16 protein-coding genes and 1 other RNA gene are annotated in these 16,509 nt (G+C 44.7%); 12 read left to right on the top strand and 5 right to left on the bottom strand.

The window, feature by feature from the left end; translation table 11 throughout:
• Nucleotides 1-227: 227 nt before the first annotated feature.
• The 5 genes from ssrA to BLP80_RS09465 all read right to left on the bottom strand — a co-directional run bounded on the left by ssrA (nucleotide 228) and on the right by BLP80_RS09465 (nucleotide 4,181).
• Nucleotides 228-588, bottom strand: a transfer-messenger RNA (tmRNA) gene (gene ssrA, locus BLP80_RS09485).
• 96 nt (nucleotides 589-684) lie between these two features.
• Nucleotides 685-1,332: an HAD family hydrolase gene (locus BLP80_RS09480; RefSeq protein WP_090542637.1), complete on the bottom strand. Its 648-nt coding sequence runs from the start codon at nucleotides 1,330-1,332 to the stop codon at nucleotides 685-687.
• A gap of 17 nt (nucleotides 1,333-1,349) precedes the next feature.
• Nucleotides 1,350-2,057, bottom strand: coding sequence for a bifunctional 2-polyprenyl-6-hydroxyphenol methylase/3-demethylubiquinol 3-O-methyltransferase UbiG (ubiG, locus tag BLP80_RS09475; protein ID WP_090542635.1), 708 nt, complete (start codon nucleotides 2,055-2,057; stop codon nucleotides 1,350-1,352).
• 20 nt (nucleotides 2,058-2,077) lie between these two features.
• Entirely contained in the window at nucleotides 2,078-3,400 is a 1,323-nt protein-coding gene (locus BLP80_RS09470; protein WP_090542633.1) for a TRZ/ATZ family hydrolase, read from the bottom strand.
• 85 nt (nucleotides 3,401-3,485) lie between these two features.
• Nucleotides 3,486-4,181, bottom strand: a complete 696-nt coding sequence (locus tag BLP80_RS09465; protein ID WP_090542631.1) for an OmpA family protein — start codon at nucleotides 4,179-4,181, stop codon at nucleotides 3,486-3,488.
• A 465-nt stretch (nucleotides 4,182-4,646) separates the two neighbouring features.
• On the opposite strand from BLP80_RS09465, the gene BLP80_RS09460 reads away from it, so the two are divergent.
• From BLP80_RS09460 to BLP80_RS09405, 12 genes are all read left to right on the top strand, one after another.
• Nucleotides 4,647-5,396 (top strand): ABC transporter ATP-binding protein, encoded by a 750-nt coding sequence (locus BLP80_RS09460; protein ID WP_256203576.1) that lies wholly within the window; start codon nucleotides 4,647-4,649, stop codon nucleotides 5,394-5,396.
• 4 nt (nucleotides 5,397-5,400) lie between these two features.
• Nucleotides 5,401-6,144, top strand: a complete 744-nt coding sequence (locus BLP80_RS09455) for an ABC transporter permease (protein WP_090542646.1) — start codon at nucleotides 5,401-5,403, stop codon at nucleotides 6,142-6,144.
• A gap of 36 nt (nucleotides 6,145-6,180) precedes the next feature.
• Nucleotides 6,181-7,536, top strand: coding sequence for a GldG family protein (locus BLP80_RS09450; protein WP_090542627.1), 1,356 nt, complete (start codon nucleotides 6,181-6,183; stop codon nucleotides 7,534-7,536).
• 4 nt (nucleotides 7,537-7,540) lie between these two features.
• Nucleotides 7,541-8,047: a DUF4340 domain-containing protein gene (locus BLP80_RS09445; RefSeq protein WP_090542625.1), complete on the top strand. Its 507-nt coding sequence runs from the start codon at nucleotides 7,541-7,543 to the stop codon at nucleotides 8,045-8,047.
• Nucleotides 8,047-8,862, top strand: coding sequence for a bifunctional DNA-formamidopyrimidine glycosylase/DNA-(apurinic or apyrimidinic site) lyase (gene mutM, locus BLP80_RS09440; protein WP_090542623.1), 816 nt, complete (start codon nucleotides 8,047-8,049; stop codon nucleotides 8,860-8,862). Before BLP80_RS09445 ends, mutM begins: the two co-directional genes overlap by 1 nt.
• 71 nt (nucleotides 8,863-8,933) lie before the next feature.
• A complete protein-coding gene (locus BLP80_RS09435) occupies nucleotides 8,934-9,149 on the top strand; it encodes a DUF2905 domain-containing protein (RefSeq protein WP_218120420.1) in 216 nt (71 codons plus the stop codon).
• 122 nt (nucleotides 9,150-9,271) lie between these two features.
• On the top strand, nucleotides 9,272-10,084 hold the full coding sequence (gene proC / locus BLP80_RS09430) for a pyrroline-5-carboxylate reductase (protein WP_090542620.1): 813 nt from the start codon (nucleotides 9,272-9,274) through the stop codon (nucleotides 10,082-10,084).
• Nucleotides 10,085-10,123: 39 nt separating this feature from the next.
• Nucleotides 10,124-10,696 carry a YggT family protein gene (locus BLP80_RS09425; protein ID WP_090542618.1) on the top strand — a complete coding sequence of 191 codons (573 nt, stop codon included), beginning with the start codon at nucleotides 10,124-10,126 and terminating at the stop codon, nucleotides 10,694-10,696.
• Entirely contained in the window at nucleotides 10,696-10,995 is a 300-nt protein-coding gene (locus BLP80_RS09420) for a DUF167 domain-containing protein (RefSeq protein WP_090542616.1), read from the top strand. Before BLP80_RS09425 ends, BLP80_RS09420 begins: the two co-directional genes overlap by 1 nt.
• A gap of 796 nt (nucleotides 10,996-11,791) precedes the next feature.
• Complete coding sequence (gene gdhA / locus BLP80_RS09415) at nucleotides 11,792-13,135, top strand: NADP-specific glutamate dehydrogenase (RefSeq protein ID WP_090542613.1); 1,344 nt, start codon at nucleotides 11,792-11,794, stop codon at nucleotides 13,133-13,135.
• A gap of 214 nt (nucleotides 13,136-13,349) precedes the next feature.
• On the top strand, nucleotides 13,350-15,224 hold the full coding sequence (locus BLP80_RS09410) for a lytic transglycosylase domain-containing protein (protein ID WP_256325031.1): 1,875 nt from the start codon (nucleotides 13,350-13,352) through the stop codon (nucleotides 15,222-15,224).
• A 10-nt stretch (nucleotides 15,225-15,234) separates the two neighbouring features.
• The gene (locus tag BLP80_RS09405; protein WP_090542609.1) at nucleotides 15,235-16,488 is read left to right on the top strand and encodes a multifunctional CCA addition/repair protein; all 1,254 of its coding nucleotides are present in this window, start codon (nucleotides 15,235-15,237) and stop codon (nucleotides 16,486-16,488) included.
• Nucleotides 16,489-16,509 lie beyond the last annotated feature (21 nt).

Below are 16,509 nucleotides of genomic sequence, written 5' to 3'. Positions count from 1 at the left end.
AAGCGGAGGATAAAACAAGATATCTCCATAATATTATGGCACTATATTACGTATTTGAGCGTGCCACAAAATACAAAGCTTTGTATATCAGTTAGTTAGAAATATACGAAACGGAAAAAGGGAGAGAATTTAGCAGGATGAGGTTAAAGATGGGCTAGAAGTCCCGCCAATACTGGGTAAACGGACAATAAAAAAACCTCAACCGAGAATGGTTGAGGTTTGGTTGTTGGTGGAGGCGGCGGGAATCGAACCCGCGTCCGCAAGTCCTCTACAGACAGTTCTACATACTTAGCCAAGTTATTTGATTTAACCTTTCACCCGCCAACCGGCAGGCTGGTGAAAGGCGAGTTACCTATTTTTTAGTATTTTGCAAAGTAACCCTACAAAATACGATCCTCGTTAGTGACTCCACTGTCTGTTGCCAGACCCGGCGTTGAGGCCCACCGGTGTGGAGTTCAGCCGAATTAAGCGGCTAAAGCGTAGTTTTCGTCGTTTGCGACTATTTTTTTTCAGATGTATTTACGAGGTAACTGATCCTCGGTATGCCCTGCGCTGCTTTGCAACCCACGTCGAAGCCGGATCGCCCCCGGCATAATTTATACTGTTTAATAAGATTGTGTTGAGACGAAAAAGTTCAAGTGGGTGATTCTAACAGAATCTCAGAAATGATTCTAAGGGGGTATCCTAGATATAATTGAGCAGATCTTCGGGCTGATCAATGAGATGATCTGCTCCCCAGGATTCAGGTGGCGCATCGTTACCCAGATAGCCATAACGGGCCACGATGGGTATTATGCCGGCAGCCAGACTAGCTTTGACATCCCGTATGTCGTCGCCGAGATAAATACAGTTCTGGGGTAAGGCATTGATTTGACGGCATGCGGTGAGAAGTGGTTCCGGATGCGGCTTGGTATTCACCGTATCATCACCACTGATGATACAGGCTGCGCGTTGATGTAGTCCGAGTGTTCGCACGAGTGGTTGAGTGAAGCGAGCAGGTTTGTTGGTCACGATTCCCCAAGGTAAATGATTGGCATCCAGTCGATCAAGCACATTGGCCATGCCTGGAAACAGGCAAGTATCGTGACATAGGCGCTCTGCGTAAAAGCGAAGAAATTCATCGCGCATCGCCTCATATTCTGAATCATCTGGCTTGAGATTGAAACCAAGATTCAGTAATCCACGAGAACCCGCCGATGCTTGAGTGCGAATAAGTCCAATGGGCAAGGGAGGTAATCCTCGTGCGAGGCGCTGCCGATTGAGTGCATGACCCAGATCAGGCGCGGTATCGGCAATGGTGCCATCAAAATCGAAAAGAATCGCTTCAATCATCTATGGTTTAGCAGGCTCTAAGCTCGGAATGCCATGATGTAGTTGACGCTGGTATCGGATTCGAGTGCATAAACTTTGGTAAGGGGATTGTAGGTCATGCCAATAATCCTGGCGTCATTTAGTCCTGCTGCACGCGCCATGCGCGCGAGTTCAGATGGTTTGAGGAATTTCGCGTATTCATGGGTGCCGCGTGGTAATAGTTTAAGGATATATTCAGCGCCAAGGATCGCATAGAGATAGGCCTTAGGATTTCGATTAATGGTCGAGAAAAAGACCCAGCCACCGGGTTTGGCTAGTTGAGCACATGCTCGTATTACGCTGGCAGGATCAGGCACATGTTCAAGCATTTCCATACAGGTGACGGTATCAAAATGATGCGGCTGCTCTTTGGCGAGCATCTCAACGGTAATTTTTCGATAATCAACTTGGTGACCGCTTTCGAGTAAATGGAGTTTGGCGACTTTCAGTGCTTTATCGCTCAAATCAATTCCTGTCGTGTTTGCTCCGCGCGCAGCCATTGCTTCAGAAAGTATGCCGCCGCCACAGCCAACATCTACGACAGTTTTTCCTTCCAACCCACCGCTCAGTTGATCAATGTAATCCAGTCGTAGTGGATTAATTTCATGCAGTGGTTTAAATTCGCTATTAGGATCCCACCAACGATGGGCGAGTTGACTGAATTTCTCCAGTTCCATCGGATCTGCATTAATACCATCATTTTCCATGCGATTTCTATCCTTTATTTTTAGCTATTGAGGCGCTTCTGCCAGTGTATTGCTCGATTGATCAATTCCATTTCGTTCAGATTAACAAGTTCTCCCTCATCCAGCAATAGCTTGCCGTTGACCCAGACGTGGCTGACATGTTCTCGTCCAGCGACATAAACAAGATGTGAAACGGGATCAAAACAAGAGGAAAGTGTAAGTCCGGAGAAATCAACGGCGGTGATGTCTGCGGCTTTGCCAGTCGATAGAGATCCCGTGATTTTATCGAGTCCCAATGCAATGGCCCCATTTAGAGTGGCCATGCGTAGCGCTTGGCGAGCAGGGAGTACTTCTGCTTTGTTACTATTGGCTTTGGCAAGTAAGGCGGTAAGGCGCATTTCTTCGAACATATCAAGACGATTGTTACTCGCGGCGCTATCCGTGCCAATACCGACATTGATTCCATGTGCTAATAAATCAGTAACCGGAGCAAATCCACTCGCAAGCTTTAGATTGGATGAAGGGCAATGTGCAATATTACAATTTTGTTGTTTCAGCAAGCTTATTTCTTTGTTGGTCAAATGTACCATGTGCACCGCAATCAGGTTTGGGCTAAGTAAACCAAGTTGGTGTAAACGTGCGATTGGGCGGAGCCCAAAGGTATCCAGACTGTTCCTGATTTCATCGATAGTTTCATGCAGATGAATATGTACAGGCAAATTGAGCTGCTCGGCGTAAGTCATGATATTGGCTAAGGTTTTGTCACTCACAGTATAGGGTGCGTGGGGTGCAAAACAGAATGACAGCAGTGGATGCTGCGGATATTGATCACGCAGTACCAGTCCTTTTGCCAGATAATCATCGGCGTCGCTGGCATAGGAAGAAGGCAAATCAATGGTGATTAATCCGATAGCTGCGCGCATACCCATTTCAATGGCGGCTTTTGCAGTGATTTCCGGAAAGAAATACATATCATTGAAACAAGTAATCCCTCCTTTAAGCATTTCTGCGCAGGCCAGCGTTGCGCCATCCAGTACAAAATTTGCATCAACAAATCGGGTTTCTGCAGGCCAGATGTGATGATTAAGCCATTCCATTAAAGGCAGATCATCGGCTAAGCCACGCATTAATACCATTGCTGCATGAGTGTGCAAATTGATCAATCCTGGGATGATCGCATGATGATCCAGGGTGATATGGTTAAGCGGGGTAAACTGTGAGCATGCTTGCAAGCTTGGAACGATAGCTTTGATGATGCCATCATCAATCACAATGGCATGATCGATCAATACAGTTTTCTCTGGTTCGACTGGAATGATCCAGCGCGCTTCGATGACTGTATCAACGATGACAGGAGGGATCATTTTTAAAGTAAGCTAACAAAAAAGCCCTGCGCAATGGCAGGGCCTCTTTTCCTTAAGCCAGACTTAGAAACTAATCTTAATTCTCTTATCGTGTACCTGCTACTTCAATTTCTACACGACGGTCAGGCGCCAAGCAGTTAATCAATGCTTTAGTTTTTTGGGTACCCGGGCAACTATCGCCCGTTATTGGATTAGCTTCTCCTTTGCCGTCCGTAAAAATACGATCTGGACTAATCCCTTTGGCGGTTACCAGATAGTTCTTAACTGCTTCAGCACGTCTCATGGAGAGTTGCTTGTTATAGTCTTCCGAACCAATACGATCGGCATAACCAACGGCAATGATAAGATCATAGTTGATATTTGCTAGCTTATCTGCGAAATCACTTAAAGACTGTTTGCCTTCGGGTTTAAGCACGGCTTTGTCAAAATCAAACAATGCATCTGCAGAAAAAGAGATTTTTTCCGGTTCAGTTAGAGGTGCAGGAGCAGGAGCTGGGGCCTCAACTTTTTTTTCTATCTGACATTTTGGGAGCTGTGGATCGCATTCACAGGTTGCTGTTTCTTCGTTCCATTCCCTTGTGCGCCAACAGAGATTGCCTAAATCGGCGGAACTTCTTGATACGGCTCCACGATCATTCACATTGTAAGCTTTTACTTTCTCGGCATCACTTTCGCCTTGCCTATAGGGTGATTCTGCCGTCACTATTGTCGAAAATAACAGTGCTGACAAAACAGCAAGTACTCCTATTAGATACTTTCTGGTCGATACTATCTTTTTCATGCTATTGTCCTTTTCCGTAATTTGGGTTCACTCAAAATCAGTCAACTTCACAAAATCATTTGTTACTGATGCGATCTCGTGACACTTATCGATATATTGATCATTAATACACTACTTGGACGGATTATGCGTTCATGTTTTTATTTTTGTCAAACCAGCTTGTTGCTATTATGCAACACTGTGGCAATCAATTGAAATGGACTGATAGAATAGACTGGTATTATCTCAGGCAATGATTTGGCGGGATGTACGAAACTTAGAATTCGGTATTCGAGAAAATAGATGAGAGCAACTTAGATGAGAACAACTCGTCTAGTATTCAATTGCGTCGAAATATCCATAAAGTGTTTTGCTTGATTCGGGGCAATCAAGAAAGAAATAAATATTGGTAAACCCACTTCTGCTAGTCGGTGAAGTGAGAACGCCTAATTTAACAGTTGATTAATTTTGAAAATGAGTACGCTCGTGAATGATTCCATTCCCAATGTGACTATTTCTGCTCATAACTTGAGCCGCAGATTTGGTAACCATATTGCCGTGCGCAGAGTCGATCTGGAATTAAAGCGAGGTGAGGTATTGGGTTTGCTGGGTCCCAATGGTGCGGGAAAAAGTACGACCATGCAAATGCTAACGGGTAACTTGGCACCAACGAGTGGCAGTGTGCAAATTTGTGGTATCGATTTACTTAAAAATCCTCGTAAGGCCAAGCGCTATATTGGCTATTTGCCTGAGAACCCACCGTTGTATAAAGAACTAACAGTGGACGAATATCTCCGATTTGCTGCCAGATTGCACAATGTCGATTTGTCTAGAATCGATTTTGTGTTGACCGAAGTCAAACAACGCTGCGGGCTGAGTGATATTGGGCAGCGTCTGATCAGTGCGCTGTCCAAGGGTTATCAACAACGTGTAGGCGTTGCGCAAGCGATCATTCATCAACCTGAGATTATCATTCTTGATGAGCCTTCTGTGGGATTGGATCCTAATCAGATACGAGAAATTCGTACTCTAATTCGAGAGCTTGGTAAATCCTGTAGTGTCATTCTTTCTACCCATATTCTCCCGGAAGTCGAAAGTGTATGCGATCGTGTGCAAATCATGAATCAAGGCGTTATGGTGTTTAGTGCTGCGCTAACTGAGCTTAAACAGAAAGGCCTCAGCCTGGAGCGAATTTTTGAACAATTGACCCTGAAGAATGCAAATACTGGAAATTAATAAGATGATTTTGACTATTGCCAGGAAAGAATTGAAGTTATTGTTTGTCTCGCCCCTAGCCTGGACCTTTCTCGCGCTGATCCAATTAATATTAACCTGGGTTTTTTTGGGGCGTCTCGATGCTTTTTTAGAACTGCAAGCGCAGCTCATGCAGATTGCCAATCCACCTGGCGCGACAGAAGTGATCATCGTGCCGGTATTTGCGGTGGCATCAATAGTATTGCTGATGACAACACCTTTATTGACTATGCGCCTCATGGCAGAAGAGTGGCGTAACCATACCATGGCTTTGTTAATCTCTGCGCCAATTTCAATGACGGCCATCGTGCTGGGTAAGTTTCTAGGGTTAATGGTTTTCTTTTTATTAGCAACGTTACTTGCCGTAGTGTTGTCGCTTTCTCTACTCGTCGGGGGAGCAATGGATTTGGGCTTACTCGTGAGTAATGCTATCGGCTTATTATTGCTGGCTGCCTGTTTTGTTTCTATTGGACTCTATATTTCTAGTTTGACTTCTCATCCAGCGATTGCTGCGCTAGGGACGTTAGGCATATTACTAGCTTTATGGATAGCAGATATCGTTGTAAGTGATGTGAGCGGCGTTATACAGAATTTTTCATTGCTCAGGCATTACGAAAACTTCAATCGTGGTTTGATTGATTCATTTAGCTTTGCTTTTTTCACCCTTTTTATCGTTACTTTTCTGATATTGACGGTTCGTCGACTGGATGGAGAACGGCTTCATGGGTGAATTTGATTTGCCAATGATTTTGAGTGAATGATCTAGATGATTACGGTTAATAAAAAATTGCGACTGCATCTGCTGCTGCAGAATGGACTATTTGTGGTACTACTCTTGATATTGGTGGGTATGCTGGGTTATCTGGCGATAGAGTTTCGTACTCAATGGGATATTAGTCAAAATGGTCATAATAGCTTGAGTGAAGCAAGTCGCGATGTATTACAAAAATTAGATGGTCCGGTAAGTGTTACAGTTTATGCCACTACGCAGGATGCCCAGCTAGGCGATATCAGAAAAATCATCAGTGAGTTTGTGGCTGTCTACCAGCGAATTAAGCCTGATCTTGTGCTCAACTTTATTGATCCAGTTGAGCAGCCTAACCTTGCACAAGAAGCCGACGTTAGAATGAACGGTGAGATGGTGATGACCTTTAATGACCGAGCCGAGCATCTCACGACTATTAATGAGCAAACGTTTACCAACGCATTGATGCGATTGGTACGATCTGATCAAAAACAATTGATGATGCTTTCTGGTCATGGCGAACGTAAGCTTGATGGTATTGCCAATCGTGATATGGGAGAGTTTGGCAGAAAATTAACAGAAGCCGGCTTTAAAGGTGAAGCTCTGAATCTTGCCAGTACACAGGAGATCCCATCCAATACAAGTGTGCTCATCATCGCCTCTCCGCAAACTGATTTGTTGGCTGGTGAGGTAGATAAGCTACTCGATTATATTGAGCACGGCGGCAATTTGCTGTGGTTGGTAGATCAGGAATCTTTGTATGGCTTGTTGCCGCTAGCCGAAAAATTGGGCTTGACTTTCACGCCCGGTGTAGTGGTTGATCCGCAGGCTAAGCGGTTGAGATCGCCTGTCACATTTGCATTGGGAACGATTTATGGACAGCATGCTATTACCGAGAATTTTGATTTTATTACCGTATTTCCATTTGTACGACAAATTATTTTTAATGAAAATGAGGAGTGGCATGGTGTTTCGTTGGTTGAAGTAGCACCGCAGGGCTGGGTGGAGGTCAGTAAGTTGAATGATGAGGCCACTTTTGATGAAGCTAACGATATGGCGGGTCCGGTTAGCGTAGCAGTAGCACTCGATCGTACTATTGATGATCGTGAGCAGCGTATCGTTGTTGTCGGGAATGGACATTTTCTTGCCAATACCTATCTTGGGAATGGCGGCAATATCGATTTTGGAATTAATCTGATTAACTGGCTTGCGGGTGATGAGGATTTGATCACCATTCAGCCTCGTGCAACCATTGATAGTCAACTAATATTGAGCGAATCTGCATTAACTGCGATCGTAATTGGCTTCCTCATTGCGCTTCCCTTGCTGTTCCTAATGAGCGGACTAATCATTTGGTGGCGTCGAAGGAGAAGGTAAAGGTATGCATTCCCATTCCTGGCTTAATCTGATTATGTTTGCCACAGCTGTTGTGCTTGCAGCGTTTCTCTATATCAAACCTTCATTACAGGAAGAAGCGGCGTATAAAATTTCGTCGCTTTCGGCGGAATCAGTGCAGCATATCCGTATCGATAGGCAAGACACCTCGATTGAATTAAGTCGGTCTAATAATCGCTGGTACATGAAAAAACCTGTACAGGGTAAAGTGAACGAAGTAAATGTTGAGCGCATTCTGGAAATTCTATCTGCGACAAGCCAGCATCTTTTGCCATTAGAGAATCTAGATCGCTACGGTCTGGCCTCACCTGTTATTAGACTGCAAGTCGATCAAGAGTCATTTGATTTTGGTAACTTTGCACCCATCACCAACGAGCAATATATGGCAACTAGGCAACAGGTATTTCTGGTTTCACCACGCTACGCTGCTACGCTGTCGGCGTTGCCTACCGATCTCTTAAGTTCTAATGATCAAACGGTCTTTGTTGAATAATGCCCGAGTTACCCGAAGTCGAAGTTACGCGACAAGGCCTTGAACCATATTTATTAAATCAGCGTGTTGTGCACGTTACTGTTAGAAATTCACGTTTGCGCTGGCCGATTCCAAGCAATCTTGATGAGACGCTGGCAGGGCAGGAAATAGTCTCGATAGCGCGGCGTGCAAAATATCTCCTGTTCATTTGCAGCAAAGGAACATTGATTGTGCATTTAGGCATGTCTGGCAGCTTGCGTCTAGTGTCTGTTCCAGTACCAGCACAGAAACACGATCATTTTGACCTGGAACTTGCCAATGGTGTAATACTGCGTTTCAGAGATCCCCGTCGTTTTGGGGCAATTCTGTGGAGTACAGGAGATGTTATGCGACATCCATTACTGGCGCAGCTCGGAGATGAGCCGCTGTGTTCATCCTTTGATGGGAAGAGCTTGTATGAGAAGACGCGGCATCGGATCGTCAGCGTTAAGCAAGTGCTTATGAGTAATCAGATTGTAGTGGGTATAGGTAATATCTATGCTAATGAGGCATTATTTCGTGCTGGGATACATCCTAGAACATTGGCCGGTAAAATTGGTCTGAATCGGTATGAGAGACTGGCCTGCTCCATCAAGACAGTCCTTAAGGCAGCGATTGGAGCAGGTGGCAGCAGTTTACGGGATTTTGTTAAGTGCGATGGTAATCCGGGATATTTCCAGCAACAATATTGGGTGTATGGCCGGATAAACCAGCCATGTCGAATATGTGGCAGCTTGATTGAACAAATTAAGCAAGGGCAGCGTTCAAGTTTTTATTGCCCAAAATGTCAGAAGTGAGTTTGGTGGTTAACTGTAAAGGTTGATGGCGAGGCACTTCAACCTTTTTGATGCAAACATTATTGTAGAGTATGGATTTTATGGCACGGTGGATCATGATTGCTGGTGCAATCTTGCTTATTCTGGGTGCAATAATGCATTTGGCTCCTTGGCTATTAAGTTGGTTTGGCAAATTACCTGGTGATATCAGGATAGAATCAGAGCGGGGAAGGGTTTTTATACCCATTACCTCTATGATTATTGTGAGCATTGTGCTCACAATAATCATAAACATATTCAAACGATAAGTCGGGTTGCTTAGGGTGAGCAAAACAATGTGTAGTCAGAGAGTCTCATTGGGGCTGATTTATTAAAGTTATCTAGCGCGAAGTGGTTACTCGCTTAGAAAAACACGGAGTATGGGAATAATATGAGCATTACGTTTGTTGGCGGAGGCAATATGGCTAGCGCCTTAATTGGTGGACTGTTGCAGCAAGACTATCCTGTAACACAAATACGTGTTGTAGAAATAAGCCCTGAAATCCGTGACAAAATCAAACATCGATTCGGAGTGGCAACTGCTACCGAGCTTGAGAAGGGGGTTGCCGGTTGCGATATTATCCTCCTGGCAGTTAAGCCGCAGCAGCTTTTTACTGTAGCAGAACAACTCGCTCCTTTACTCACTGGTCAATTGGTTATTTCTATTGCGGCTGGCATCCGCACGCTCGATTTGTCTCGCTGGCTGGGTGGTTATAGTTGTATTGTACGTGCCATGCCCAACACCCCTTCCTTGATTCGTGCCGGAGTCACGGGTCTATATGCGCTACCTGCGGTCGCAATTCAACAGAAGGAAAAGGTTACCAATATTCTTAGTGCGGTAGGGTCAGTGTTGTGGGTAGAGCAGGAAGCGCTATTAGATGCCGTGACTGCTATCTCAGGTAGTGGTCCTGCCTATGTTTTTTATTTTATTGAGGCAATGCAGCAGGCTGGTGTGGAATTGGGTTTGAGCATGGAGCAGGCGAGGCAACTGACTTTGCAAACTTTCTTGGGCGCAGTGCAACTAGCAAATCAGAGTGAGGAAGATGTCGTTATCTTACGGTCCCGGGTAACTTCGAAAGGAGGGACGACCGAGCAGGCGCTGCAAAAGATGGATCAGGATGACATTAAAAATGCAATTGTGCGTGCAATTCATGTGGCTTTCAAGCGTGCTCAACAAATGGGTGATGAATTAGGTAGCAAATAGCCTTTATCTTCAAGCATCAAAATCTTCAGAGAGTAAAAAATGTCCAGTCAAATATTAGTATTTCTTATAGATACCGTGCTTGGCCTGCTTTCCCTTGCGTTACTGCTACGTTTCTATATGCAATTGTTACGCGCTTCTTACTATAATCCACTATCAAAGTTTCTGGTTGCCATCACCAATTTTATCGTGCTGCCTGTGCGTCGGGTAATTCCTAGTTGGAAGGGTTTTGATCTTTCCACATTAGCGCTAGCCTGGTTTACTCAGTTTGTTATCCTGGCTGGAGTGAACATTTTGCAGGGCTATGAGTTTGATTCATCCGCTGGAAGCACATTCATTGGGTTTGGGTTACTGGCATTAATTGAGCTTATTAGAATGACTTTGTACATTATTATGATCATGATTATTGTACAAGCAGTACTCTCTTGGATTAATCCTTATAGTCCATTAGCACCGATACTAGATAGTTTTACCCGGCCGATTCTAGGGGTTTTCCAACGTCGTATCCCTCCCATCGCCAATGTCGATCTGTCACCTTTGTTCGCCATTATTGTGGTGCAATTGCTATTAATGGTAGTGGCGGGCGTGCAACAGGAAATTTCAGTCATGTTCTGATGAGTTGGTATCGAAGTGATGGTAATCACAGTCTCATTTTGACACTTTACATTCAGCCCGGGGCAAAGCATACCGCATCGGTCGGATTGCATGGTAATGCGCTTAAAATAAAACTTTCCGCTCCACCTATTGAAGATAAAGCTAATAAAGCGCTATTAAAGTTTCTTGCTGAACGTTTCCAAGTACCATTACGACAGGTATCACTCAAGCAGGGGGCGCAGTCCCGCTACAAGATAGTCGAAATTTATCAGCCCACTGTGGGGCCGCAAGTACTTCTTGCAGATGATTGTTTAGAGTAGATCGGATTTGTGTTGGCTTATTAGCTTACTTCGCCGGATGGCGTGGTGCATTGATCCGCTTGCCTTGTGATTGTTTCCTTGGGATGGATATGTTTAATCCGATGCGATACTTCTCAAAAGTCTTTATCAATGGCTAAACTTGTTAGCGGCAATCGGTATACTTGATGTCTCATGCTTTCCCAAAATCGTTTCATCATAAGAAATTCCGATTCCTTTTACAGCTTTTCTTACGTTGAATTCACGTTATGTAGTTGACTACAATGGATAGGTGTAACTAAGAAAGCCAGTTTTGCTACACCTAAAATATTTACAGATGGAACGATGACCCCGATAAAATGGCTGATCGGTATCAGTAGGACGTGATAGTGGTACCCCGCAATTGATTAAGAATGAATCTGGATAATGCTTATTACTAGACCAGTGCAGCACTTGGTTACGGTGTGCAAACTGCTCAGCTTCCCCTGGAAAGGTTGGCACAGTAACAGATTGAAAGAGTTCCTTGCGCAAAGAATCGATATCTTATGAGCCTGCATCCTGTACTTTTTCTCTACAAAAACTTTCCACCAATCAATTCTTTTTTAGCATTTTATGGCTAATAAAAAACTTGCTTGTATGCCATTTATATTATTGAATGGCTAGTTTGTGTTTTACTAGTAAACAAATAGCGTATCCTTTTCTTAATGAATAAAAAGATCTGTAATCAAATAAATGAAAATTCAGTGAAATATTTGGATTGATGGCAGAATGTACCGTGGTAAAACGGCCATTCATTTAATTTTAGAGGAGAATATAGAGGATGAAGTACAAGAGTATTGAGGAGTTCAGAAATTATGTTTCTGAACGTAACCCCGGTCAGCCAGAATATATGCAAGCTGTTACTGAGGTTATTGAGAGTTTGTGGCCGTTTATCACCAGTAATCTACGCTATGCCGAGCATGGCTTGCTAGATAGAATCGTCGAGCCAGAACGCATAATTATATTTCGGGTTGCCTGGGTCGATGATAGCGGTGAAGTAAAAGTCAATCGTGGTTATCGTATACAACATAATTCAGCGATTGGCCCATATAAGGGAGGTATTCGTTTCCATCCTTCAGTTAATCTCTCCATTCTCAAGTTTTTAGCATTTGAGCAAACGTTCAAGAACGCTTTGACAACTTTACCCATGGGAGGCGGTAAAGGAGGCTCAGATTTTGATCCTAAAGGGAGAAGTCCTAATGAAATCATGCGTTTCTGCCAAGCTTTTGTGAGTGAGTTATTTCGTCACATTGGTGCTGATACGGATGTGCCTGCAGGCGATATTGGTGTGGGTGGCCGGGAAGTCGGTTACATGGCGGGTATGGTCAAAAAATTGACTAATCGTTCAGATTGTGTGTTTACCGGTAAAGGGATCAGTTTTGGGGGATCATTGATACGTCCGGAAGCTACGGGTTATGGTACGGTCTATTTTGTTGATGAAATGCTTAGGCATGTTGGGCAATCATTGGATGGCTTACGTGTTGCCGTGTCAGGATCGGGTAATGTTGCGCAATATGCAATAGAAAAAGCAATGGCCTTTGGGGCAAAAGTAGTGACTGTTTCAGATTCGAGTGGCACGGTGATTGATGAGGCAGGGTTCACACCTGAAAAGCTCGCTATGTTGTCAGAAGTAAAAAATCGCCTTTATGGTCGTGTAAGTGATTATGCTGAGAGAATAGGAGCCAAGTTTATTCCAGGAGAAAAACCATGGCATGCGCCTGTAGATGTTGCGTTACCGTGCGCAACCCAGAATGAGATCAGTGAAGACGATGCGGCATTTTTGATTAAAAATGGTGTAATTTGTGTGGCAGAAGGCGCAAATATGCCTTGTACAGCTGGTGCTGTGAAGCGTTTCGAGCATGCTAAAGTTTTGTTTGCACCGGGTAAAGCGAGTAATGCGGGGGGGGTGGCTACCTCTGGCCTGGAAATGAGTCAACAAGCAATGCGGCTTTTCTGGACACACGAGGAAGTTGATGCGCGTTTACAGGAAATTATGAGGGCTATTCACCAAGCATGCTTGCAATATGGCGAGCAGGAAGATGGTCGTATCAATTATGTTGATGGCGCTAATGTAGCTGGTTTCGTGAAAGTGGCGGATGCAATGTTGGCTCAAGGGGTAATTTGAGGAATTGAGAGACTAATAACTTGATCATTCTAGTAATAATAAAGCTTTGTTGCTTCTAGTTGATGGGTTATCGCAACGAGGTGTCGCGATAACCTAGATTTAACCGATAAGAGTCTGTGATTTCGAATGATTCTTACTCTTGCGTATTTTGAATTCAAAAGCTAATAATTCTGGCATGAGAAAATTTTTAATTGGTTTATTCCTGATCTGTTACATGAAATCGCTTGCAGCCGGTCAAGGGGAAGATTTTTTGGCGATGCGGGAGGCATTCAGGGTGGGGGATGCTGCACGCGTGGCATTTTACGCCAAGCATCTGCAAAATCATGTGCTTGCACCGTATGCTGAATATTATCAATTGCGTTTATATCTGGAAACGATTGATATCGGCACAATTAGGGAATTTCTCGCGCGCCGCCAGGAGAGTCTTGTTGCAGATAAGTTGCGAGGGGACTGGTTAAGAATTCTTGGAAGAAAGCAGCAATGGGCGTTGTTTGCCGAAGAATATCCAAAGTTGAGCAATAAAGATGAGGGACTCATATGTTATTCCCTGCAGCAGCGCCTGGCTGCGGGAGATAGAGAAACGCCGAATGAAGCGCGATTACTTTGGTTTACTGAGCGTGATATGGCTGATAGTTGTACTCCAGTATTCAATATACTGGTTACGACGGGACGAATATCGACGGAAGATATCTGGTCTCGAATTAGACTCGCGCTTGAGGCAGGGAACGCAAGTGTAGCACTGCATGTTAGTCGCTATTTGCCAGCCAACCAAACGCTTAATGCGCAGAAGCTCAAAGAGGCTGCAAAGGATCCGCAACGTTATCTGGAGAAATACCAGAATGACTTTAGATCTCGGCATGATCGTGAGATTGCAATGTTCGCTTTATCGCAGCTACTGCGCAGCGGGATCAATCAGGCTTATGCCCGCTGGCATAAAATACGCAAACAGTTCTCAGAATATGATCAGTCCTACTTTATGAGTAGTCTGGCGTATCGGGCAGCCCTTAAACAAGATTCTCGGGCGCTTGGCTGGTTTCTAGAGGCTGCAAATAGCAAACAGGCCTATCCACTTACCGAAGCTAAACTTACCTGGAAAGCACGAATTGCACTTCGAGAGGGAAAATGGGATCTCGTTTTGCAATGTATAGATAGCATGTCGGCTGCGATGCAGCAAGCTGACGTATGGCGCTACTGGAAGGCGCGAGCGTTAAAAACAAAAGGCGAGCTAGCCGCGGCTAATGAAATTCTTGCACCGCTGAGTCACGAGCACAGCTATTATGGACAGATGGCAAAAGAAGAGTTGGGAGTTATGCTGAGTGTTCCAGCTGCCAACTATCAATCCAGTTTGGATGAAATCAGAACGATGCAGCAAGTGCCAGGAATTCAGCGGGCACTTACCCTGTACCAGCTTAATCTGCGTGTGGAGGCGAATCGTGAATGGGTTTGGACAATGCGTAAATTTAGTGATGCGCAATTGTTGGCTGCAGCAGAGGTGGCCTATCGCCATGGTTTATATGATCGAGCGATCAATACGGCTATCCAAACGGTATCACAACATAATTTCAATTTGCGCTATCTGGCGCCATACCGTGACCAGATGCGGGAAGTATTGAGATATCATGAGCTCGATGAAGCATTTGTGTATGGATTGATCCGCCAGGAAAGCCGCTTTATTGCTGATATTAAATCGAGTGCTGGCGCCATGGGCTTAATGCAATTAATGCCCGCTACTGCAAAATGGGTTGCAGAAAAATTGGGTATGCAGAATTTTCACAATCATCTCGTTACCGATATTAATACCAATCTCCGATTAGGGGTTTATTATTTAAAGCATGTATTGACTTTATTTGATAATCAGCCGCTATTAGCTGCAGCTGCCTATAACGCTGGGCCGGGCAGGGCAAAACAGTGGCGAGATGATATAAGGCCGCTAGAAGGGGCTATTTATGCGGAAACTATTCCTTTCAATGAAACGCGTGATTATGTCAAAGTAGTGTTGAACAATTCGATATATTATGCGAATAATTTTGGTCACCCGCATAAGCTTACATTAACGCAACGCCTAGGGACCGTTTCCCCAAAGCAGTAATTATTTTTTCATGAAAATTTATCGAGTAGGTGGTTCAGTACGTGATGAATTGCTGGGACTGCCGGTCAAAGATCATGATTATGTCGTTGTTGGCTCTAAACCGGAAGAAATGGTGCGGCTTGGTTTTCGCCCTGTCGGTAAGGATTTTCCGGTCTTCCTTCATCCTCAAACACAAGAACAATATGCTTTGGCGCGCACTGAACGCAAAATTTCACGTGGATACAAGGGATTCGAAGTCTATGCCTCCCCTGAGGTGACATTACAGGAAGATTTAGCTAGGCGTGATCTGACGATTAATGCAATGGCCAAGGACCAAAATGGAAATATTATCGATCCATTTAATGGGATCGCTGACCTTGAAGCGGGCGTGTTGCGTCATATCAGTCCGGCTTTTGTCGAAGATCCCGTTAGGGTGCTGCGTGTTGCGCGCTTCACTGCACGCTTGGGTTTTCATATTGCCCCTGAGACGCTGGATTTGATGAGGGAAATGGTGCATAACGGAGAAACTGAAGCACTCGTCCCAGAGCGGGTATGGCAGGAAATTGCACGTGGATTGATGGAACATCATCCCTCACGGATGTTTTATGCCCTGCGTGAATGCAGTGCGTTGTCGCGCATCATTCCTGAGGTTGATGCGCTATTCGGTGTTCCCCAGCCAGTGCAGTCTCATCCAGAGGTCGATACCGGGGTACATATCATGATGGCTATTGATTATGCAGCAACACGTCAGTATTCGTTGACTGTTCGCTTTGCTACGCTTACTCACGATCTTGGCAAGGGAACAACACCTCCAGACGAGTGGCCGCGGCATATTGGCCATGAAATGCGCAGCGTTGCATTAGTAAAAGATCTGTGTGAACGTATCAGAATTCCTAAGGAAGAGCGTGATTTAGCGCTGCTTGTTGCACGTTTCCATGGTGATGTGCATCGTGCTGAGGAGCTACGGTCAGCAACAATTGCTGATATGCTGCAGGCAACGGATGCATATCGCAAACCAAATCGCTTTGAAGCGTTTCTCCATGCCTGTGCGTGTGATTTTCATGGACGCCCGGGTTATGCTGATAAGTCTTATCCGCAGTTTGGACGATTAACCAAGGCATTTAGCGCAGCTAAAAGTGTTGATGCAGGTGCCATTGCTGCAGAACTCAAGCGCAGTGATGTCAATCTTGCAGACTTACCCGTTCTGATCAATGCTAAGGTACGCGAGGCACGTATTAACGAAATAACGAATGTTTTATCTAACCTGGAAACCATGGTCGGGTAATATGGTTTAGGGGGGGTTCAG

The organism is Nitrosomonas sp. Nm132 (assembly GCF_900100485.1).
In the GTDB taxonomy this organism is placed as follows: Bacteria; Pseudomonadota; Gammaproteobacteria; order Burkholderiales; family Nitrosomonadaceae; genus Nitrosomonas.
This window is presented reverse-complemented; position numbering and strand designations above follow the sequence as displayed.